Annotated in this window: 19 protein-coding genes; 2 read left to right on the top strand and 17 right to left on the bottom strand. The window is 69.6% G+C overall.

From position 1 onward, the window contains the following. Positions 1-68 precede the first annotated feature (68 nt). The 16 genes from GCG21_RS10960 to GCG21_RS10885 are packed head-to-tail and all read right to left on the bottom strand — an operon-like array spanning position 69 to position 18,362. A complete protein-coding gene (locus GCG21_RS10960) occupies positions 69-1,070 on the bottom strand; it encodes a polyprenyl synthetase family protein (RefSeq protein WP_370517458.1) in 1,002 nt (333 codons plus the stop codon). After that, on the bottom strand, positions 1,067-2,641 hold the full coding sequence (gene nuoN / locus GCG21_RS10955; RefSeq protein WP_152909716.1) for an NADH-quinone oxidoreductase subunit NuoN: 1,575 nt from the start codon (positions 2,639-2,641) through the stop codon (positions 1,067-1,069). The genes GCG21_RS10960 and nuoN overlap by 4 nt, the downstream gene beginning before the upstream one ends. Continuing rightward, positions 2,638-4,170, bottom strand: coding sequence for an NADH-quinone oxidoreductase subunit M (locus tag GCG21_RS10950; RefSeq protein WP_152909715.1), 1,533 nt, complete (start codon positions 4,168-4,170; stop codon positions 2,638-2,640). Before GCG21_RS10950 ends, nuoN begins: the two co-directional genes overlap by 4 nt. A 15-nt stretch (positions 4,171-4,185) precedes the next feature. Further along, positions 4,186-6,102 carry an NADH-quinone oxidoreductase subunit L gene (nuoL, locus tag GCG21_RS10945; RefSeq protein ID WP_153878803.1) on the bottom strand — a complete coding sequence of 639 codons (1,917 nt, stop codon included), beginning with the start codon at positions 6,100-6,102 and terminating at the stop codon, positions 4,186-4,188. 4 nt (positions 6,103-6,106) lie between these two features. Further along, positions 6,107-6,406 (bottom strand): NADH-quinone oxidoreductase subunit NuoK, encoded by a 300-nt coding sequence (gene nuoK / locus GCG21_RS10940; protein ID WP_152909714.1) that lies wholly within the window; start codon positions 6,404-6,406, stop codon positions 6,107-6,109. Continuing rightward, positions 6,403-7,245, bottom strand: a complete 843-nt coding sequence (locus GCG21_RS10935) for an NADH-quinone oxidoreductase subunit J (RefSeq protein WP_153878804.1) — start codon at positions 7,243-7,245, stop codon at positions 6,403-6,405. Before GCG21_RS10935 ends, nuoK begins: the two co-directional genes overlap by 4 nt. Further along, on the bottom strand, positions 7,242-7,988 hold the full coding sequence (gene nuoI / locus GCG21_RS10930; protein WP_152909713.1) for an NADH-quinone oxidoreductase subunit NuoI: 747 nt from the start codon (positions 7,986-7,988) through the stop codon (positions 7,242-7,244). Before nuoI ends, GCG21_RS10935 begins: the two co-directional genes overlap by 4 nt. Beyond that, positions 7,981-9,339 (bottom strand): NADH-quinone oxidoreductase subunit NuoH, encoded by a 1,359-nt coding sequence (gene nuoH / locus GCG21_RS10925; RefSeq protein ID WP_370460133.1) that lies wholly within the window; start codon positions 9,337-9,339, stop codon positions 7,981-7,983. The genes nuoI and nuoH overlap by 8 nt, the downstream gene beginning before the upstream one ends. Then, on the bottom strand, positions 9,336-12,014 hold the full coding sequence (locus GCG21_RS10920; protein WP_152909712.1) for an NADH-quinone oxidoreductase subunit G: 2,679 nt from the start codon (positions 12,012-12,014) through the stop codon (positions 9,336-9,338). The genes nuoH and GCG21_RS10920 overlap by 4 nt, the downstream gene beginning before the upstream one ends. Then, on the bottom strand, positions 12,011-13,315 hold the full coding sequence (gene nuoF / locus GCG21_RS10915; RefSeq protein ID WP_152909711.1) for an NADH-quinone oxidoreductase subunit NuoF: 1,305 nt from the start codon (positions 13,313-13,315) through the stop codon (positions 12,011-12,013). Before nuoF ends, GCG21_RS10920 begins: the two co-directional genes overlap by 4 nt. Continuing rightward, entirely contained in the window at positions 13,312-14,019 is a 708-nt protein-coding gene (gene nuoE / locus GCG21_RS10910) for an NADH-quinone oxidoreductase subunit NuoE (RefSeq protein ID WP_152909710.1), read from the bottom strand. The genes nuoF and nuoE overlap by 4 nt, the downstream gene beginning before the upstream one ends. Beyond that, positions 14,019-15,377, bottom strand: coding sequence for an NADH-quinone oxidoreductase subunit D (locus GCG21_RS10905; protein ID WP_152909709.1), 1,359 nt, complete (start codon positions 15,375-15,377; stop codon positions 14,019-14,021). The genes nuoE and GCG21_RS10905 overlap by 1 nt, the downstream gene beginning before the upstream one ends. Beyond that, a complete protein-coding gene (locus tag GCG21_RS10900) occupies positions 15,377-16,102 on the bottom strand; it encodes an NADH-quinone oxidoreductase subunit C (protein ID WP_370517457.1) in 726 nt (241 codons plus the stop codon). Before GCG21_RS10900 ends, GCG21_RS10905 begins: the two co-directional genes overlap by 1 nt. Then, positions 16,099-16,656, bottom strand: coding sequence for an NADH-quinone oxidoreductase subunit B family protein (locus tag GCG21_RS10895; RefSeq protein ID WP_152909708.1), 558 nt, complete (start codon positions 16,654-16,656; stop codon positions 16,099-16,101). The genes GCG21_RS10900 and GCG21_RS10895 overlap by 4 nt, the downstream gene beginning before the upstream one ends. 16 nt (positions 16,657-16,672) lie before the next feature. Beyond that, positions 16,673-17,032 carry an NADH-quinone oxidoreductase subunit A gene (locus tag GCG21_RS10890; RefSeq protein ID WP_152909707.1) on the bottom strand — a complete coding sequence of 120 codons (360 nt, stop codon included), beginning with the start codon at positions 17,030-17,032 and terminating at the stop codon, positions 16,673-16,675. A gap of 10 nt (positions 17,033-17,042) precedes the next feature. Then, entirely contained in the window at positions 17,043-18,362 is a 1,320-nt protein-coding gene (locus GCG21_RS10885; protein ID WP_152909706.1) for a geranylgeranyl reductase family protein, read from the bottom strand. A gap of 424 nt (positions 18,363-18,786) precedes the next feature. Between GCG21_RS10885 and GCG21_RS10880 the strand changes: the two genes are divergently transcribed. Next, positions 18,787-20,166 (top strand): MmgE/PrpD family protein, encoded by a 1,380-nt coding sequence (locus tag GCG21_RS10880; protein ID WP_152909705.1) that lies wholly within the window; start codon positions 18,787-18,789, stop codon positions 20,164-20,166. A 40-nt stretch (positions 20,167-20,206) separates the two neighbouring features. Further along, positions 20,207-21,043 carry a phosphosulfolactate synthase gene (locus GCG21_RS10875; RefSeq protein ID WP_152909704.1) on the top strand — a complete coding sequence of 279 codons (837 nt, stop codon included), beginning with the start codon at positions 20,207-20,209 and terminating at the stop codon, positions 21,041-21,043. 41 nt (positions 21,044-21,084) lie between these two features. Here GCG21_RS10875 and GCG21_RS10870 read toward each other — a convergent pair whose 3' ends face one another. Beyond that, positions 21,085-21,783, bottom strand: coding sequence for a demethylmenaquinone methyltransferase (locus GCG21_RS10870; protein ID WP_152909703.1), 699 nt, complete (start codon positions 21,781-21,783; stop codon positions 21,085-21,087). Positions 21,784-21,890: the final 107 nt, after the last annotated feature.

Genomic DNA, 21,890 nt, shown 5'->3' with positions numbered 1-21,890 from the left:
ATACCCTAGCAATACGGAAGCCACCCTGCAGTCGTTTGGACTTCGTATGCGTTTATCAGCGACGACAGTCAGGCGAGGCGGTCGACCAGGAGGCCCGCGAAGCTCGTCAGGGCGTCCTTGGCGGGGCCCTCCGGCAGGGGCGCGAGTTCGGCGACCGCATCCGCGGCCCACTGGCGCGCAAGCTCCCGCGACTCGTCCAGGATCGGGTGCGCGCGGAGCGCATCGAGGGCGGCCGCCAGTGACGCGTCGTCGCTCAGGTCGCCCTCGAGGGCGGTGAGGATATCGGTGCCGGCGGCATCGATCTCGCCGCGTGCGGCCTGGGCGCGCAGCAGCAGCACGGGCATGGTGGCCACGCCCTCGCGCAGGTCCGTGCCCGGGGTCTTGCCGGTGACCTCGGCGTCGGAGATCAGGTCGATGACGTCGTCCGCGAGCTGGAACGCGACGCCGACCTTCTCCCCATAGGCGACGACGGCGGCGATGATCGCCTCGTCGGCGCCGGCGAACAGCGCTCCGTAATGGGCGGAGGCGGAGATGAGGGAGCCGGTCTTGTCGGCAAGCACCCGCAGATAGTGCGCGATCGGGTCGTCGCCCGCCCCCGGCCCGAGGGTCTCGTGCAGCTGACCGAGCACGAGCCGTTCGAACGCGTCGGCCTGGATCCGCACGGCGACGGGGCCGAGCTCGGAGACGAGCTGCGAGGCGCGGGCGAAGAGCAGGTCCCCGACGAGGATCGCGACGGAGTTGCCCCACACCTCGTGCGCGCTCGGAGCGCCCCGGCGAAGCGGAGCCGAGTCCATGACGTCGTCGTGGTAGAGCGTGGCCAGATGGGTGAGCTCGGTGGCCACGGCGGCCTGCCGCACCGCCTCGTCGATCCCGCTGCCGAGTTGGGAGGTGAGCATGACGAGCACCGGCCGCAGCCGCTTGCCCCCCGCGCTCATGAGGTGCCCGGAGGCGTCGGCGATGATCGGGTGCGTGCTGCGCGCCTCGTGGGCCAACCGGGCCTCGATCCGGTCCAGTTCGCCGGCGATGAGGCCTTCGAGGGCCTCATCGCCGAGGGGCAGGGACGAGGTCACAGCAGGAACTTCGACGCCTGCGCGGTGAGGTCGAGCACGCCCTGCGGGACGATTCCCAGGGCCACGGTCCCGATCGCGCAGACCGCGATCGCCACCTGGGCCATGCCCTCGGGCGCGACCACCGTCGTGTGCTCACCTGCCGGCTCCGTGAAGAACATGAGCACGATGATACGGATGTAGAAGAACGCCGAGGCGGCCGAGGCGATGATCGCCACCACGACGAGCGGCCAGGCGCCGCCGTCGATCGCCGAACTGAAGACCGTGAACTTCCCGATGAAGCCCGAGGTGAGCGGGATCCCGGCGAACGACAGCAGGAACAGCGTCATGGCCAGCGCGAGCAGCGGGCTGCGGCGACCGAGTCCGGCCCACTGCGACAGGTGTCCGGCCTCGCTCGTGACCGTGCCGTCCGCGTTCCGGTTGCGCACCATGGCCACGAGGCCGAAGGCGCCGACGGTGGCCAGCCCGTAGGCGAGCAGGTAGAAGAGCACCGCGCCGATCCCCGACTGCTCGAGGGAGATGACGCCGAGCAGCACGAATCCCGCGTGGGCGATCGCGGAGTACGCGAGGATCCGCTTCATGTCGGTCTGGACGAGCGCGAGCACGGTGCCCACGATCATCGTGAGGATCGCGATCGTCCACAGGAACGGGGCCAGATCCCACTGGATGCCCGGGGTGACGACGTAGACGAACCGCAGGATCGCGCCGAATGCGGCGATCTTGACGCCGGCGGCCATGAAGCCCGTGATCGGGGTCGGGGCGCCCTGGTAGACGTCCGGGGTCCACGAGTGGAAGGGCACGGCGGCCACCTTGAACAGCAGCCCGATGAGCACGAGCACGCTCCCGGCGAGCAGGAGCCCGTCCATCCCGACCATCTGCGGGACGGCGGTCGCGATCTCGGAGAGCCGGATCGAGCCCGAGTAGCCGTAGAGCAGCGCGAGGCCCATGAGGAAGAACGCCGAGGAGAACGCGCCGAGCAGGAAGTACTTGAGCGAGGCCTCCTGCGACACGAGCCGGCGCCGGCGGGCGAGACCCGAGAGCAGGTACAGCGGCAGCGACAGCACCTCGAGGGCGATGAACATCGTCAGCAGGTCCGCCGCGACCGTGAACACCATGAGGCCGAGGACGGCGAACAGCGTGAGCGGGTAGACCTCGGTCTGCACGAGACCGGCACGGCGAGCCTGCTCCTCGTACTGGGAGCCCGGGATCGCGGCCGCGGTCGGGGCGAAGAAGTCCTCGCCCCCGACCTTGTCGGCGAGGATGAGCAGCGCGAGGAACGACATGACGAGCACGAGCCCCTGGCCGAAGAGCCCGGCCGGATCCTCGTGGATGGCGCCGGCCACGAGCTCCTGCGGGCCCTGGATGCTCACCTCGGTCCAGCGCCACACGACGGCCACGAGGGCCGCGCCCATCGCGACGACGGACAGTCCCACCTGGGCGAGCCGACGGTGCGCACGCGGCACGAAGGCCTCCACGAGCACCGAGGCGACCGCTGCGGCGAAGACGATGACGATCGGTGCGAGCGCCGCCCAGTCGATGTGCGGGGCGACGAATGTGGACTGCAACGGATTCATGAAGCGCTCCCGATGATCTGGGCGAGAGTGTCAGCGATGGGGTTGACCGCATCGAGAACGGGCGCCGGATAGAAGCCCAGGAAGAGCATCGCCGCGATGAGGACCCCCGCGACCGTCTTCTCCCGGCCGTCCAGATCCGGCATCCCGCGGTACTTCTCGTTCGGTGGACCGGTGTAGATGCGTTGATAGGACATGAGGATGTACAGCGCCGAGAGCACGATGCCGATGACGGCCGCGATCCCGATCCAGACGGCGTTCTGGAAGGAGCCGAGCAGCACCTGGTACTCGGGCACGAAGCCGGACAGGCCGGGGAGCGCGAGCGAGGCGAATCCGGAGATGAGCCAGGTGCCGGCGATGATCGGGGTGATGCGCTGCATGCCCCCGTAGGAGTCCATGAGCTGGGTTCCCCCGCGCTGGGTCTGGAAGCCGGAGATGAGGAACAGTCCGGCGATCGAGAGGCCGTGGGCGACCATGTAGATCATCGCCCCGCTCAGGGCGGTGGTGGTGCCCACGAAGATGCCCAGCACGATGAAGCCGAAGTGGCTGACCGAGCTGAACGCGATCATCCGCATGACGTCCGTCTGCCCGATCGCCACGATCCCGCCGTAGATGATCGCGATGACCGCGAGCACGATGATCACCGGGGCGGCCGCCTTCGAGGCGTCCGGGAAGATCGGCAGGCACAGCACGATCATCCCGAACGTGCCCACCTTGTCGAGGACGCCGACGAGCAGCGTGGAGGTGCCCGGAGGTGCCTGGGCGGCGCTGTCGGGCAGCCACGTGTGCACCGGAACCATCGGCGCCTTGATCGCGAACGCCACGAAGAACGTGAGGAAGAGCCACATCTGCAGCGTCGGGTCCCCGCCCACCGCGTTCGTGACGTTCTCGAGCAGGAAGGCGCTCGGGCCCTGGTCGGTCTGGAAGTACAGCGCGATGACGCCGACGAGCATGATGAGCCCGCCCGCGAGCGAGTAGACGAGGAACTTGATCGCGGCGCTGCGGCGGTTCGGCCCGCCGTAGGACCCGATCATGAAGTAGATCGGGATGAGGATCGCCTCGAACAGGATGTAGAAGAAGAACACGTCCTGCGCGACGAAGATCGCGATCATGAGCGCCTCGAGCACGAGGATGAGCGCCATGTAGCCGGCCCGGCGATAGTCGAGCGCCGCCTTGGCGGTGACCCCCTCGGGGAGGGTCACCTCGTTCCAGGCGGAGAGGATGACGATCGGCACGAGCAGCGCGGCGAGCAGCACCATGACGAGGCCGAGGCCGGTGACCCCGACGGCGTAGGAGGCGCCGAAGGCCGGGATCCACTCGGCCACCTGCGTGAACTGGGGCGTCGAGGCGTTCGCCATGTCGAATCCGCCCGCGAGCCACCCGGCGCCCGCGAGCACGACGACGGAGGTGACCAGGGCGATCGGGCGGGCTGCGGCCCGCAGGGGTCGCACGGCCCAGATGAGCAGCGCGACGACCGCGGGGACGAGGATGAGGAGAGTCAGAATCGACTGTCCGGCAATCTGTGTGGGCATCCGTGATTCTCCTGCTCAGTACCGGATCGCGAGCACGACGACGAGGGAGGCGACGACCCCGACGGCCATGAGTGCGCTGTAGCTGCGGACATAACCGTTCTGGAGGCGCCGGAGCCGTTCGCCCCAGCCCACCGTGCCGGATCCGAGGCCGCGCACGGCCCCGTCGACGACGGCGCCATCGGCGTAGACGAGCGTGCGGGTCAGGTGCAGGCCCGGACGCCCGACGAGGGCCTCGTTCACGTCGTCCTGGTGAAGGTCGACCCGGGCGGCGCGGGTGAGCACGCTGCCGACGGGCGGCGCGATCGGCACCTCGTTCGCGGCGTACTGGCGCCAGGCCAGGAACACCCCGATGGCCACGAGCACGAGCGTGGCCGTGGTGATCACCGGCACGGACAGCACCGGCTCGTGATGCTCGACCGGCCCGGTCACCGGCGCGAGCCAGGTGGAGAACCGGTCGCCGATCGCGAGGAACGCTCCGAGTCCGACCGAGCCGATCGCGAGGATGATCATCGGGATCGTCATGAGCGCCGGGGACTCGTGCGGGTGCTGCTCCGGGCCGGGAAGCCCGTTGCGCCCGTCGTTGAAGCGCTCCTTGCCGTGGAAGGTCATGAAGAAGAGCCGCGACATGTAGAAGGCGGTGATCCCCGCGCCCAGGAGCGCGACGCCGCCGAAGACCCAGGGCTGCCAGCCCTCGCCGACGAACGCGGCCTCGATGATCTTGTCCTTCGACCAGAATCCGCTCAGGCCGGGGAAGCCGATGATGGCCAGCCAACCGGCCCCGAACGTGATCCAGGTGATCTTCATGTACCGGCTCAGGCCACCGAACCCGCGCATGTTCACGACGTCGTTCATGCCGTGCATGACCGACCCGGATCCGAGGAAGAGGCCGGCCTTGAAGAAGCCGTGGGTGATCAGGTGGAAGATCGCGAACGCGTAGCCGATCGGGCCGAGCCCGGCGGCGAGCATCATGTAGCCGATCTGGCTCATCGTCGAGGCGGCGAGCGCCTTCTTCAGGTCGTCCTTCGCGCAACCGACGATCGCCCCGAACAGCAGCGTGATCGCACCGACGATGACGACGACGAGCTGGGCGGCGGGCGCCCCCTCGAAGATCGGGCCGGAGCGCACCACGAGGTAGACGCCGGCGGTGACCATCGTGGCGGCGTGGATGAGGGCCGAGACCGGCGTCGGGCCGGCCATCGCGTCTCCCAGCCAGGCCTGCAGCGGGAACTGGGCGGACTTGCCGCAGGCCCCGATGAGGAAGGCGATGCCCGCGAACGTGAGCACGCCCTCGTTCGTCCCGGCCGCGGCGTCGAAGACGGTCTCGAAGTCGACGGCGCCGATGGTCGCGAACAGCACCATCATGCCGACGAGCATGCCCATGTCGCCGACGCGGTTCATCACGAACGCCTTCTTCGCGGCGACCGCGTACTCCGTCCGCTGATTCCAGAACCCGATGAGCAGGTAGGAGGCGACGCCGACGCCCTCCCAGCCGAGGAAGAGGAACGCGTAGGAGTCCGCCATCACGAGGATGAGCATCGACGCGACGAACAGGTTGAGGTAGGCGAAGAAGCGTCGGCGAGCGACGTCGTCCTTCATGTACGCGACCGAGTAGATGTGGATGAGCGTGCCCACGAACGTGACCAGGAGCATGAACGAGATCGACAGCGTGTCGATCCGCAGCCCGGCGGAGACGTTGAGAGCGGAGCCCGTGATCCAGTCGTACAGGTGCACGTCGACCGCACGGTCGGCCGGCGCGCGACCGAGGAAGTCGATCAGCAGCGCGATGGCCAGGACACCGGAGGCACCGGAGGCGAGAACGCCGAGCCAGTGGCCCCACGAATCGGCGGCGCGCCCCAGCAGGAGCAGGAGGCCGGCGCTCACCAGGGGAATGGCGATGAGCAGCCAGGAGGCATTGACGAGGTCCACGTGTATTCCCCTAGTTCTTCAGGAGGCTGACGTCGTCGAGCGACGCCGACACCCGGGATCGGAAGATGGACACGATGATCGCGAGGCCGATGACCACCTCGGCCGCGGCGACGACCATGACGAAGAACGCGATCACCTCACCGCGAAGGTCGCCGTGGATGCGGGCGAACGCGATGAGCATGAGGTTGGCCGCGTTGAGCATGAGTTCGACACCCATGAACGCCACGATCGCGTTGCGCCGCACGAGCACCGTGACGGTGCCGATGGTGAACAGGATGCCCGAGAGCACCAGGTAGTTGAGCATGCTCATGGGCGGGTCTCCTCCGTCTCGGTGTTCACCGGGAACTCACTCACGTCCTCGAGCTCCGAGACCTCGGTCGCGCTGCCGCGGCCGAGTTCGAGCCGCTGCGGCGGGGTGGCGAACTGGCCGCGGACCCGCAGCACGGAGGAGACCGACTCGTCCACGGGCCGGCCCGCGGCGTCGATCGCCGGCATGTCCGCCGAGTTGTGGCGGGCGTAGACCCCCGGTCCGGGCCGCACGGTGATCGTGCCGGAGGACTCCCCGGCGCCGTAGGCCCGCATCCGGGCGCTCGCCAACTCGGGCTGGCCGACCTTCTCGGTGAGCCGGAGCCGGTGCGTGAGCGTGATGGCCCCGAGGGCCGCCGTGATGAGCAGGGCCCCGGTCAACTCGAACGGGAACACGAACTCGGAGAAGATGAGCCGCGCGACCCCGACCGGGTTGCCGTCGGCGTTCGCCGCGGCCAGCCCGACCGGTTCGGGCAGGCTCGCCCGGGTGGTGACAGCGATGAGCAGGATGAGCGTGCCCACCCCGGCGAGCACCGCCCACCAGCGCTGGCCGGTGAGGGTCTCGGTGAGGGACTCGCTCGAGTCGACGCCGATGAGCATGATGACGAACAGGAACAGCATCATCACGGCGCCGGTGTACACGACCACCTGGGCCACGCCGAGGAACGGCGCCTCGTTCGCGGTGTAGAGCACGGCGAGGCCGATCATCACGCCGGCGACCGCGACCGCGATGTGCACGATCCGCTTGCTGAAGATCAGCCCGAGCGCGCCGATCACCATGAGGGGGGCGAGGATCCAGAAGACCACCCCCTCTCCCGTGGACAACGTCAGTGGCTCGGTCACCGGGTACCTCCCGCGGGTGAGTGAGTGCTGGACTCGGCCCGCGCGGCGGCGGCCGCGGCCGAGTCGAGGGTCTCGTCGTGGGGGCGGTGCTCGCGGACCCAGTCCACCTGGGATCGGGTCGGGCCGGTCACCTCGCCCTTGTAGTAGTCGACATCGGTGGTGCCCTCGACCATCGGGTGGGGGGCGGCGAGCATGCCGTCCCGCAGCGGGGCGAGCAGCTCGTCCTTGGTGTAGATCATCTCCGCCCGGGTCTGGCCGGCGAGCTCGAACTCGTTGCTCATCGTCAGGGCCCGGGTGGGGCAGGCCTCGATGCACAGGCCGCAGAAGATGCACCGCAGGTAGTTGATCTGGTACGTGCGCCCGTACCGCTCGCCCGGCGCGTACTGCGCGTCGGGCGTGTTGTTGCCGGCCTCCACGTAGATCGCATCCGCCGGGCAGGCCCAGGCGCACAGCTCACAGCCGATGCACTTCTCGAGCCCGTCGGGGTGACGGTTGAGCATGTGCCGGCCGTGGTAGCGCGGCTCGGTCGGGACCTTCTCGAACGGGTACTGCTCGGTGGCGGTGTGCCGGAACAGGGTGGAGAACGTCACGCCGAAGCCGGCGACCGGTGCGAGGGTCTGACCCACCGGACCCGTGTTCGGGTCGCCGACGAGTTCCGCGGCGTCCCGCCCGGGAACACCCGCCCAGGGCCTGGGGGTCACCTGCGAGTGCTCGGCGGACGGATCGGGAGTCTGCTCAGACATCGTCGGTCTCCTTCTCTCCAGCGGGGGCCGTCACCTTGGCGCGGCGTGGGGACGGCGGCAGCTGCTGCCCGGGCAGCGGTGGCACCGGGTAGCCGCCGGCGAACGCGTCGAACTCCTCGGGTTCGGCGGGCTCGGCGTTGACGGACTCGAGCACCCGGCGGGGCTCCTTCGCGAGGAGCGCGAAGGCGAGGATGAGCAGCACACCGGCCGCGATGATGATCCACGTGCGCAGCGGAAGCGGTCCGAGCCGGCCGTCCAGGTCGAGGCTGCCGAACTGGATGACGCCCTGGTAGACGGACACGATGACCACCCATGCGAGGGCGATCGGGATGAGGATCTTCCAGCCGAGGTTCATGAACTGGTCGTAGCGGAAGCGCAGTAGCGTTCCGCGCAGCCACACGAAGAAGCCCATGAGCAGCCAGAGCTTGACGAGGAACCAGACGACCGGCATGATCCCGACCTCGGCCCAGCTGAAGTAGTTGAACGGGAACGGCGCGTGCCAGCCGCCGAGGAACAGCGTGGTGGCGATCGCGGAGACGTTCATCATGTTGATGTACTCGGCCAGGTAGAACCAGGCGAACTTCATCGAGGAGTACTCGGTCTGGAAGCCGCCGACGAGTTCGCCCTCGGCCTCGGGGAGGTCGAAGGGCAGCCGGTTCGTCTCGCCGACCATCGAGATGATGTAGACGACGAAGGCCGGGAAGAGCGCGATCGCCCACCATGCGCCGCCGTTCTCCCCCGTCTGGGAGGCGACGATCTCCGACGTCGACATCGAGCCGGAGACGATGAACACGCTCACGAGCGAGAGGCCCATGCCGAGCTCGTAGGAGATGACCTGCGCGGTCGAGCGCACCGCCCCGAGGAGCGGGTAGGTCGACCCGGAGGACCAGCCTCCGAGGACGATCCCGTAGACCCCGAGGGCCGCGATCGCGAGGATGTAGAGCACCGCGACCGGCATGTCGGTCAGCTGGAGCGGCGTGGTCACGCCGAAGATCTCCCGCTCCGGGCCGAACGGGATGACGGCGAAGATGAGGAAGGCGGAGACCACCGAGATGAGCGGCGCGATGATGTAGATCACCTTGTCCGCCGCCTTGACGGTGATGTCCTCCTTGAGCACGAGCTTGAGCGCGTCGGGGATCGACTGCACGAGGCCGAAGGGCCCGCGCACGTTGGGCCCGAGGCGCTGCTGGAACCGGCCGATGAGGCGTCGCTCGAACCACAGGGCCAGCAGCACCGACAACAACAGGAACAGCAGGATGCACACGGCCTTGATCAGCGACACGAGCACCGTGTCATTGCTGAAGTCGGCACCGCGGGGGGCCTGCGCCAGGATCGGGGCCAGGTTCATCATCGGGATTCCTCCTCGAGGGTGTCCGCTGCGGCAGCGAGGGCGACCTCGGCGCCGGCGGCGACTCCGAGCATCCGGTAGACCGACGATCCCGGCGAGTGCATCGGCACCCACACGACGTGGTCGGGCATCGCGGTGGGCAGCACCGGCAGCGTGATCTGCCCGGACGGGCCGGTGACGGTCACGCGGCTGTCGAGGCCGACGCCGAGCGCATCGGCCGTGGCCGGCGAGATGCGCACGACGGGCCGGTGGGCCGTGCCCGCGAGGTACGGCTCGCCGTCCTGTCCCGACCCGGCGTCGAGCATCATCCTCCACGTGGCCAGCACGTGGCCTCCCCCGCCGGCCGGTGGGCCGACCGGTTCGGCGGCGGGGACGGCGACCTGGGGCGCGTCGATTCGGGCACCGTCCCAGCCGGCGAAGCCGGTGAGTTCGCGGTGGATCGAGTCCAGCTCGTCGGTGCCCAGGTCCAGCTCCATCGCGGCGCCGATCATGTCGATCACGCCGGCGTCGCTGCGCATGCTCGTGGGGAAGACCTGGCCGAACGGCCGGGGGCGTCCCTCCCAGTTGAGGAAGGTGCCGGACTTCTGGGTCGGGGCGGCGACGGGAAGCACGACGTCCGCGTAGGCGCTGATCTGGGTGCGTCGCACCTCGAGCTGGACCACGAAGCCGGCGTTCGCGAACGCCCGCTCGGCGGCGGCGGGATCGGGCAGGTCGGCCAGGTCGAGTCCGCCGACCACGAGTCCTCCCAGGTCGCCGGAGCCGGCGGCCGCGAGGATCTGCTCGGTGTCGCGGCCCGGGCGCTCGGGGAGCTCGGGCACCGACCAGGCGGCGGCGACGTCGATGCGCGCCTCCGCGTCGGCGACGGGCCGCCCCCCGGGGAGCAGGGTCGGCAGCAGTCCGGCCTCGACCGCTCCGCGGTCGCCGGCCCGGCGCGGGACCCAGGCGAGCCGGGCGCCCGTGGCACGGGCGAGGGCGAGGGCCGCGGTGTAGCCGCCGGGGCTGAGCGCGAGCCGCTCGCCGACGAGGATGACGGCGCCGTCGGCCCGGAGGGCCTCGGCGACCTGGGCCGTGTCACCGGCGGCACCGGCGGCACCCGCGTCGGCCGGCGAGGTCAGTGAGGCCAGTGCGGCGGCCTCGCCGCCGGGGCCGGTGGTGAGGACGCGCGCGCGCAGCTTCGTGCTGCCGCGGGTCGCGAACGGGGCGATCGTGGAGACCGAGACCGTGCCCGCGAGCATCCCCTTGCGGAGGCGGAGGAAGATCGTGCCCGCCTCCTCCTCCGGTTCGAGTCCGACGAGCAGCACGTGCCCGGCGCGCTCGATATCGGAGAAGGTGACCTCCATCGAGGAGCCGGCGACGTGGTGTCCGAGGAACGCGGCCTCCTCGGCGGAGTGGGCGCGGGAGCGGAAGTCGATGTCGTTCGTGTCGAAGGCGACCCGTGCGAACTTCGACCAGGCGTAGGACTCCTCGAGGGTGAGCCGCCCGCCGGGAAGCAGTCCGACGCCCCGATCGGTGGCGCCGCGCAGCCCGCGGGCCGCGAGGTGGATCGCCTCGGACCAGCTGGTGGCCTCGAGCTCGCCGGTCTCCTCGTTGCGCACGAGCGGGGTGGTGAGCACGTCCGGGCCGGCCTGCCACGTGAAGGCGAAGCGGTCCTTGTCGGTGATCCACTCCTCGTTCACGCCCGGATCGTCGCCGGAGAGGCGGCGCATGACGGTGCCGCGGCGGTGGTCGATCCGGATCGCGGAGCCGCAGCCGTCGTGCTCGGCGATCGAGTCGACGGAGACGAGGTCGAAGGGGCGCGAACGGAACCGGTAGGTCGCCGACGTCAGGGCACCGACCGGGCAGATCTGGATCGTGTTCCCGGAGAAGTAGGAGGCGAACGGGCGTCCGGTCGAGTCCACCTCGGCGGAGCCGACGGTCTGGATCATGCCGGCGGTGATCCCGCCCATGCCCTCGGGGCCGACGACCTCGCTCGTGTGCGCGGGGTCGGTGTGGGCGCCCTCGAGGGGGGCGATGTCGAGGATCGCCTCGTCGAACGTGCCGATCTGCTGGGCGTGGAGGGTGTGCACCTCCTGGCCCGGGGCCCCGCCGCCGCGTCCCTGCAGCGCGATGAAGGGATCGCCGGCGATCTCGTCCTGGAAGCGGGTACAGCGCTGACACAGGATGCAGCGGTCGCGGTCGAGCAGGATCTGGGTGGAGATCTTGATCGGCTTCGGGAACGTGCGCTTGACGTCCGCGTACCGGCTCGTGGCGTTGCCGTTGCTCATCGCCTGGTTCTGCAGCGGGCACTCGCCGCCCTTGTCGCAGACGGGGCAGTCGAGCGGGTGGTTGACGAGCAGGAACTCGATCATGCCGTGCTGGGCCTTGTCGGCCACGGCGGAGGTGTGCTGGGTGTTGACGACCATGCCGGGCGAGGCGGTCATCGTGCACGAGGTCTGCGGCTTCGGCATCGCCCGGAGGTTCCCCTCCCGGTCGGGCATCGCCACGTCCACGAGGCACTGGCGACAGGCGCCGGCGGGCGCCAGCAGCGGGTGGTCGCAGAACCGGGGGATGTGGATGCCCGCCTGTTCGGCGGCGCGGATGATGAGGGTGCCCTTGGGCACGCTCACCTCGACGCCGTCGATGGTCAGGCCGACCTCCTCGACGGGGGCGGGTGCGTTCGTGTTCTGGCTGGCAGTCATCGGGCGACCTCGGTGAACAGGGCGTTGGCCTCGTAGGGGAAGAGTTCACGGGCCGGCGTGTGCAGGCCCTGCTCGAACTCCTCACGGAAGTATTTGATACCGCTCTTGACCGGCTGGGCGGAGGCATCGCCGAGGGCGCAGAAGGAGCGGCCGTCGATGTTCCCGGCGACGTCGAGGAGCAGGTCGACGTCCCCCTCGAGGCCCTGGCCCGCCTCGAGCCGGGTGAGCACCTGCTTCATCCAGTAGGTGCCCTCGCGGCACGGGGTGCACTTGCCGCACGACTCGTGGGCGTAGAAGTCGATCCAGCGGGAGACCGCACGGACCACCGAGGTCGTCTCGTCGAAGATCTGGAGCGCCCGGGTGCCGAGCATCGATCCGGCCGCGGCGACCGATTCGAAGTCGAGCGGGACGTCGAGGTGCTCGTCGGTGAAGATCGGGGTGGAGGAGCCGCCCGGCGTCCAGAACTTGAGCCGATGACCGTCGCGGATCCCGCCGGCGAGCTCGAGCAACTCCCGCAGGGTGATGCCGAGCGGTGCCTCGAACTGACCGGGCCGGGTCACGTGGCCCGAGAGCGAGAAGAGGCCGTGGCCGGTCGACTTGCCCGTGCCCATCGACTCGAACCAGCCGTCCCCCTCCCGCACGATCCCGGGGACCGAGGCGATGGATTCGACGTTGTTGACCACGGTGGGCCGTGCGTCGAGACCGGCGACGGCCGGGAACGGGGGCTTGAGACGGGGCTGACCGCGTCGGCCCTCGAGGGAGTCGAGCAGCGCGGTCTCCTCCCCACAGATGTAGGCGCCCGCGCCCGCGTGGAGCGTGATCTCCAGGTCGAAGCCGGTGCCGAGGATGTTCGTGCCGAGCAGGCCGGCCTCGCGCGCCTCCCGGATCGCGTTCATGACGCGCCGGTGCACGTGCACGACCTCGCCGCGCAGGTAGATGAACGCGTGGTTGGAGCCGATCGCGAAGCTCGTGATCGCCATCCCCTCGATGAGGGAGTGCGGGTTGGCCAGCAGCAGCGGGATGTCCTTGCACGTGCCCGGCTCGGCCTCGTCGGCGTTGACCACGAGGTAGCGGGGGCCGCCGTCCGGGGCCGGCAGGAACGACCACTTGAGCCCGGTCGGGAAGCCCGCACCGCCGCGCCCGCGCAGCCCCGAGCCCTTGACGAGCTCGATGAGCCGGGCCGGCTCGGTGTGGATCGCCGTGCGCCAGGCCTCGTAGCCCTGATGGGCCGAATAGGTCTCCAGGGTCCAGGAACGCTCGGCATCCCAGATGTCACTGAGAACGGGCGTCAGGGTGGTCATGACCGGCCTCCATCGTTCGAGTTCGGGCCCGGCTCGGGCTTCGGCGCGTGCCAGTCGTGCTCCCGGGAGAGCTTGAGCCCCTCGAGCGTGGCCGCACCGGCGCCGACGCCCTCGTTCGCGCGGCCGTCGTCGAAGCCGGCGAGGACCCGGGAGACCTCCTTGAAGGTCGCGACGGTCTCCGCTCCGCGGGTGGGCTGCACGGGCTTGCCGTCGAGGATCGCGTCGACCACCTCGAGGATCGCCTCGGGGGTCTGGTTGTCGAAGAACTCCCAGTTGATCATGACGACCGGGGCGAAGTCACAGGCGGCGTTGCACTCGATCCGCTCGAGCGTGATCTTCCCGTCCTCGGTCGTCTCGTCGTGGCTGATGCCCAGCCGGCTCGAGATCCGCTCGAAGATCGCGTCACCGCCCATGACCGCACACAGGGTGTTCGTGCACACCCCGACCGTGTAGTCCCCGTTCGGCTTGCGCTTGTACTGGCTGTAGAAGGTCGCCACCGCGCTCACGTCGGCGCGGGAGAGTCCGAGCACCTCGGCGCACAGGGCGATGCCGGCCGGGGAGACGTAGCCGTCCTCGGCCTGGACCAGGTGGAGCATCGGCAGCAGGGCCGAGCGCGGCGTGGGATACCGGGCGATGATCTGTGCGGAATCGGCCCGCAGCCGGGCGTCGACGTCCTCGGGATAGCCGTGATATTCGATGGACATCAGCGGTCCACCCCCCCTAGCACTGGGTCGATCGAGGCGACCGAGACGACCACGTCGGCGATCGAACCGCCTTCGCACATGATCGACAGGGCCTGCAGGTTGTTGAAGGACGGGTCCCGGAAGTGGACCCGGTACGGGCGGGTGCCGCCGTCGGAGACGAGGTGGACCCCCATCGTGCCCTTCGGGTGTTCCACCTGCTGGTAGACCTGGCCCGCCGGCACCCGGAAGCCCTCGGTCACGAGCTTGAAGTGGTGGATGAGGGCCTCCATCGACTCGCCCATGATGTGGCGGATGTACTCGAGGGAGTTGCCCTGACCGTCGGAGCCGACCGCGAGCTGGGCCGGCCAGGCGATCTTCTTGTCGGCGACCATGACCGGGTGCTTGCCGGAGCGGTCCTGCGCGTCGAGCCGGTCGAGCACCTGCTCGACGATCTTGACCGATTCGCGCATCTCCGCGAAGCGGACCAGGTACCGATCGTAGGAGTCTCCGCCGGTGGCGGTCGGGATCTCGAAGTCGTAGGTCTCGTAGCCGCAGTACGGCTGGGCCTTGCGCAGGTCGTACGGGAGGCCCGCCGAGCGCATGAGCGGTCCCGTCGCGCCCAGGGCCGTGGCCGCGGACAGGTCGAGCACGCCGACGTCCTTCATCCGTCCCACGAAGATGGGAAGCTCCAGCGTGAGCTTCTCGAGCTCGCTGATTCCCCGCAGGATCTGCGGCAGCTTCTCGCGCACCATCGCGGTCAGGCCGGGGGGCAGGTCCTGGACCACGCCGCCGGGACGGATGTACTCGTGGTTCATCCGCAGTCCGGTGATCGCCTCGAAGATCCGCAGGATCTCCTCACGGTCGCGGAAGCCGATCGTCATCATCGTGGTGGCGCCGAGCTCGTTCCCGCCGGTTCCGGCCGCCACGAAGTGCGAGGAGATCCGGTTGAGCTCCATGACCAGCACACGGATGAGGGTCGCCCGTTCGGGGATGTCGTCCGTGATCCCGAGGGCCTTCTCCACCGCGAGGCAGTAGGCGGCCTCCTGGAAGAACGGCGCCACATAGTCCATGCGCGTGCAGAACGTGACGCCCTGGGTCCAGGTGCGGAACTCCATGTTCTTCTCGATACCGGTGTGCAGGAACCCGATTCCCGCCCGGGCCTCGCGGACCGTCTCACCGTCGATCTCCAGAACGATGCGCAGCACGCCGTGGGTCGAGGGGTGCTGCGGCCCCATGTTGACGACGATGCGCTCGTCGGCCAACCGTTCGGCGTCGAGCGCGATCTGGTCCCAGTCGCCGCCCTCGGCCGTGAACTCGTGGACGCCCTCGGTGCCGGGAGCTCCGGCACCGGCCGTGGCCATCGGGGGTGTGGTACTCATCAGCTGTAAGACCTCCGGTTGTCGGGCGAGGGAATGGTCGCCCCCTTGTACTCCACGGGGATCCCACCGAGGGGGTAGTCCTTGCGCTGCGGGTGTCCGACCCAGTCGTCCGGCATCTGGATCCGGGTGAGCGAGGGGTGGCCGTCGAAGACGAGGCCGAAGAAGTCCCAGACCTCGCGTTCGTGCCAGTTGTTCGCCGGGTAGATCTCGCACAGGGACGGGACGTGCGGGTCCTCGTCCGGGGCGGTCACCTCGAGGTTGATGAGCCGGTTGTGGGTGATCGAGTTGAGCGGGTAGTAGGCGTGGAGCTCCCGGCCCCGGTCGTCCGGGTAGTGCACCCCGCTGACGCCGACGCAGAACTCGAAGCGCAGGTCCTGCTCGTCGCGCAGAAGCCGGGCCACGAGCTGCAGATGCTCCCGGGCGACGGTCAGGGTCAGGTCGCCGCGGTAGACCACGACCTGCTCGATGGCGTCGTCGAAGTCGACACCCGCGTCGGCCAGTGCCTCGGCGAGGAGGTCGACCACCTCGTCGAAGTAGCCGCCGTACGGGCGCTCGCTCGCGGGGGTCTGGGCGACCGCCTGCTCGAGCCCTCCGAAGCCGGAGGTGTCTCCGCTGCCGTGGACGCCGAACATGCCCTTCTGCTCGCGGATGAGCCCGAGCGGTCCGGCCTGCGCCCGGTCGAGTTGGCCGCCTCCGGAGGCGGCGAGCGACTTGTCGGTACTCACGCGAGCAGGCCCTTCATCTCGTGGGTCGGCGTGGCGCGCAGCGCGGCGGCCTCGACCTGGCGGCTGATCTCCTCCCGGTGCGCGCCGAGGGGCGCGCCCTTGATCACGTGCTTGTGCAGCTCGAGGATGGAGTTGATGAGCATCTCGGGCCGCGGCGGGCACCCGGGAAGGTAGATGTCGACGGGGAGCACGTGGTCGGCCCCCTGGACGATGGCGTAGTTGTTGAACATCCCGCCCGAGGAGGCGCAGACGCCCATCGCGATGACCCACTTGGGGTCGGCCATCTGGTCGTAGACGGTGCGCATGACCGGGGCCATCTTGTGACTGACCCGCCCGGCGATGATCATCAGGTCGGCCTGCCGCGGCGAGGCCCGGAAGACCTCCATGCCGTAGCGGGAGATGTCGAAGCGCGGTGTGCCCGCGGCCATCATCTCGATCGCGCAGCAGGCGAGCCCGAACGTGACCGGCCACATCGACGAGGAGCGCGTCCATCCCACCAGGTCCTCGATCTTGCCCAGGAGGAAGCCGGAGGGAAGCTTTTCTTCGAGTCCCATACTCGTGGTTCCTTTCTCAGTCCCAGTCCAGGCCACCGCGACGCCATTCGTAGACGAACGGCACGGTGATGAAGAACAGGAACGTCATCATTGCGATCAGGCCGAAGACGGCGAGCTCCGAGAAGGCCACCGCCCACGGGTACAGGAAGACGACCTCGATGTCGAACAGGATGAAGGTCATCGCCACGAGGTAGTACTTGATCGGGAAGCGACCGGTACTCGCCCCGGGGGTGGGTTGGACGCCGCATTCGTAGGCGGCGACCTTGACCTTGTTGTAACGCTTCGGCCCGATGACGGCGGACGCGGCGAGTCCCCCGCCGGCGAGCAGCAGGGCCAGACCCAGCAGGATCAGGATCGGAAGGTAGGGATTGGTCATGGGCAGATCCTCACGCCGCAGGGACGATTCGTGTCAGTGAGGTGATGATCCGGTCGGTCAGATCTCCACCTCGGGTGTCGTAGGAGTCCGAGAGCAGCTTCAGCACGAACTTCATGAGCAGCGGCCGGGGCAGCCCGTACCGCGTGCACACGCGCATGATCTCCGGCCGCTCGATCAACTTGACGAACTGTCGACCGAGAGCGAAATATCCGCCGATGTCCTCGTTCATTCGGCGCGGGTAGCTGAGCAGCATCCGCTCGCGCGCGGGGGCGGTCGTGCGCATGAGCGCCTGGGCGGCGACGTCCGCCGCGATCCGGCCCGCCTGGAGCCCGTAGGCGATGCCCTCCCCGTTGAACGGGGAGACCATGCCGCCGGCGTCGCCGATGAGCATGAGGCCGCGCCGGTAGAGGGGGGTGCGGTTGAACGCCATCGGCAGGGCGGCACTGCGCACGGGGCCGACCTGGTTCTCGGGCGTGAACTCCCAGTCCGCGGGCGCGTTGCGCATCCAGGCCGCGAGCAGGGCCTTGTAGTCGAGCTTGGTCGCCCGCGCGGTCGAGGAGACCGAGCCGAGGCCGACGTTCGCCGTGCCGTCCCCGAGCGCGAAGATCCACCCGTAGCCGGGCAGGAGCGGAGAGTTCCCGGCCTCGCCCTCCCACAGCTCGAGCTGGGACTCCATCCACTCGTCGTCGTGGCGCGGGGTGCGGAAGTAGGTGCGCACGGCGACCCCCATGGGCCGGTCCTCGCGCTTGGCGATTCCGACGGCGGTCGCGAGCCGGGCGGACACCCCGCCCGCGTCGATGACGATCGGCGCGCGCAGCGGACGTTCCGCGCCCTCCTCGCCCGGGATGCGCCGTCCCCGTTCGTCCACGGAGCGGTAGGTGACCCCGACGACCCGGTCGGTGCGCTCGTCCACGAGCGGGCCGGTGACGTTGGCCCCCTCGATCAGCTTCGCGCCGCTGGCGCGGGCGTGATGCGCGAGGGTCTGGTCGAGGCCGGTGCGGGCCTTGGCCATGCCGTAGTTCGGGTAGCGCTCGATCTCCGGCCACGGGAGGTGGAGCGTGTGTCCGCCGCCGACGACCCGCAGGCCCTTGTTGCGGATCCAGCCGTCCTGCGGGTGCATCGGCACGCCCATGCGGATGAGCTCGGAGACGGCGCGGGGGGTGAGCCCGTCGCCGCACACCTTGTCGCGGGGGAACGTGGCCTTCTCGAGCAGCAGCACCTCGAGTCCGACCGTCGCGAGGTGGTGCGCGGCCGAGGCCCCGGCCGGGCCTGCGCCTACGACGATGACGTCGGCGTCATCCTCGGGCACGACCAACACGCCAACCACCATTTCCGCTACTGCGAGCTTGCCAAATTGATGTTCCTCTGGGGGCGATCCGCGCTGATTTTGCGCGGAAAACATGCCCGTCTGCAGCCTAGCGTCAATGACGCGCCCCCGCTGACGCCACACCCCCGATCCAGGTGACTCAGGCGACCATTCCGTCACGTCAGGCCGCAACCGGGCGGAACGACGCGACGGATTCGGCGACCGGGGCCACGCGCCCGGGCCCCCGTGAGGCGCGTCACGGCCGCGGAGCGCGAGCGCGACGCCCGCCGAGGAGTTTCCGACAAGTGATCGATCAATGTCAGCAAGCCTCTTGACGTCAAGATACCCGGGGAGCATGGTGGAGGCAGGACATCGCGCCGGCATCACACCGGCCCAGCACACCACCGACGCAGCCACCGACGTGACTGCGGAGCACCCGGAGGCACTCATGACCGAAGTCCAGGACCTGGCCGCGTTCGTCCACCGCGTCACGCTGGCGGATGCCGGCGCGGAGGCGATCGATCGTTTGAAGATCCACGTCCTCGACACCCTCGGGGTCGCGATCGGCGCCCTCGACGCCGAGCCGATGGTCGCCGTCCGCGGCCTGCTCGAGGACCTCGGCGGCACCGAGGTCGCGACCCTCATCGGCGGCGGCCGGACCTCCCCGGACCGGGCCGCCTTCTACAACAGCGGCCTGAGCCGCTACCTCGACTTCATGGACGCCTACCTCGCCCCGGGGGAGACGAATCACCCGTCGGACAACCTCGGCGCGGTCCTCGCCGCCGCCGAGAGCGTCGGCGCCTCCGGAGCCGAGTTTCTCGCGGCCCTGGCGGTGGCGTACCAGGTGCACACCCGCCTCGCGGACGAGGCGCCCGTGCGGGCACGCGGCTTCGACCACACGACCCAGGGTGCCTATGCCGCGGCCGCCGGAGCGGCCAAGGCGATGCGGCTGACGACCGGCCAGATCGCGAACGCGATCGCGATCTGCGGCACCGCCAACAACGCCCTGCGCGTGACCCGCACGGGCTCGTTGAGCCACTGGAAGGGCCTCGCCTATCCGCAGGTGTCGAAGGAGGGGACGTTCGCGGCGCTGCTCGCGGCACGCGGGATCACGGGCCCGGCGGAGGTGTTCGAGGGGAACAAGGGCTTCAAGGAGACCGTCTCCGGCCCGTTCACGCTCGACTGGGCCGGGGAGGACCTGGAACGGGTCCGCCGGGTGATCATCAAGAAGCACAACGCCGAGATCCACTCGCAGTCGGCGCTCGAGGCGGTCATCGCCGTCCGGGCCCGCTTTCGGGCCGGCGTCCGGGCCGAGGACGTCGCCTCGATCGAGCTGACGACCTTCGACGTCGCGTACTCGATCATCGGCGGCGGCGAGGAGGGCGACAAGCGGACGGTCGCCACGAAGGAGGAGGCCGATCACTCCCTGCCGTGGATGCTCGCCGTGACCCTCCTCGACGGCGAGCTCACGCCCGCCCAGTACGAGCCCGCCCGGATCGTCGCCGACGACGTCCAACAGCTCATGACACGCGTGCGCATCCGGCCGGACGACGACCTGTCGGCGCGCTTCCCCGAGGAGATGCCGGCGCGCCTGGTCCTCACCCTGACCGACGGCACGTCCTTCGAGGCCGAGGAGTCCGCCTACGAGGGGTTCCACACCCGTCCGCAGAGCTGGGCGGGCGCCGAGCGGAAGTTCCACTCGCTCACGACCCCGTTCGCACCCGCCGAATTGCGCGAGGAGATCGTCGCGCTCGTGCGCGGGCTCGAGCACGAGCCCGTCACCGCCCTCACCTCCGCACTCGCCCGGGTGCGCCGGGAGCGGGCCTGAACCGAGCCCCGTCCGGGGCATTCACACAAGGAGACCGACCATGTCCAACGCCACCGGATTCGATGTGAGCTTCGACTTCGTGCCGCGCGCCTACCGCCCGGCCAAGCCCCGAGCCACCGGGATGACCGAGATCCGCGCCCCGTACTATGCGACGTTCGGCACCCGGCACCTGCAGGACGTCTTCGAGGTCGCCGGCCAGTGGGTCGACGGCATCAAGTGGGCGGGCGGCTCGTTCGCGCTCGTGCCGCCCGCGCAGGTCCGCGCGTTCAGCGACCTCGCGCACGAGAACGACTCCTACGTCTCCTCGGGCGGCTGGATCGAGACCGTGCTGCGCTACGGCCCGGACGCGGTCGACCACTACCTCCATGAGGCCAAGGACGTGGGCTTCGATGTGATCGAGATCTCGACGGGCTTCATCATGCTGCCCACCTCCGGGCTCGAACGACTCGTCGAGAAGGTGGTGGCGGCAGGCCTGCGGCCCAAGCCCGAGCTCGGCATCCAGATCGGCTCCGGCGGGGACTCCGGGGAGGCGGAGCTGGCGGCGGAGACGACGAAGGACATCGGCGACCTCGTCGACCGCGGCCGGCGCGCGCTCGCGGCCGGCGCATCGATCATCATGATCGAGTCCGAGGGGATCACCGAGAACGTCGCCGAGTGGAACACCTCCGCCGCGGCGTCGATCATCAACGGCCTCGGCCTCGAGAACGTCATGTTCGAGGCCGCGGACGGGCCGGTCTTCGAGTGGTACGTCAAGAACTACGGCAACGAGGTCAACCTGTTCGTCGACCACAGCCAGATCCTCCAGCTCGAGGGGCTGCGTCAGAACATCTGGGGCAACGTGTCCACCTGGGGGCGCGTGATCAACCCCGCTCCGTGACCGGCCCGCGCCGATTCAGGGCCGTTCAGGGCCGTTCAGGGCTACTCGGCCGGCTTGAATGCCCGGTGAAGCGCGACGATCCCGCCGGTGAGGTTGCGATAGCCGACGCCCCGCCACCCGGACGCGTGCAGCACGCCGGCGAGCGCGTCCTGGTCGGGCCAGGCCGCGATCGACTCGGCCAGATAGTCGTAGGCCGGGGCGTTCGAGGAGACGGCCTTGGCGACCGGGGAGAGGATCCGGTCGCGATAGAACCCGTACAGGCCCGCCCAGGCCCGGTTCGGGGGCTGGGAGAATTCGCAGACGACGAGTCGCCCGCCCGGCACGGTCACCCGCAGCATCTCCCGCAGGGCCAGGCCCGTGTCCGAGATGTTGCGCAGGCCGAACGAGATCGTCACCGCGTCGAAGCTCGCGTCCGCGAACGGCAGGTCGGTCGCATCCCCGAGGACGAACGGCAGGTCGGGGCGCCGGCGACGGCCCTCGGCCACCATCCCCTCGGACATGTCGCACGGGGTGACGTCGATGCCGGCATCGGCGTAGTCCGCGCTCGAGGTGCCCGTGCCCGCCGCCAGGTCGAGCACCCGCTCGCCGGGCCGGGCCGCGACCGCGTCGAACGTCGCCCTCCGCCAGATCCGGTCGATACCGCCGGTGAGGATGTCGTTGGTGCGGTCGTAATTGCGGGCGACCTCGTCGAACATCCCGGCGACCGCGGTCGGGTCCTTGTACAGGCTGGCGCGTGACATGGCGTCCATTAGACCACCTCCCCCCGATTGCACATCCTTGCCAAGTCTGTGGTCGACGACGATAATTCGTTTCGACCGACTCCCATCCCCCTCAAGGAGCGAACACC

Source organism: Pseudactinotalea sp. HY160, from assembly GCF_009372055.1.
Taxonomy (GTDB): Bacteria; Actinomycetota; Actinomycetes; order Actinomycetales; family Beutenbergiaceae; genus HY158.
This window is presented reverse-complemented; position numbering and strand designations above follow the sequence as displayed.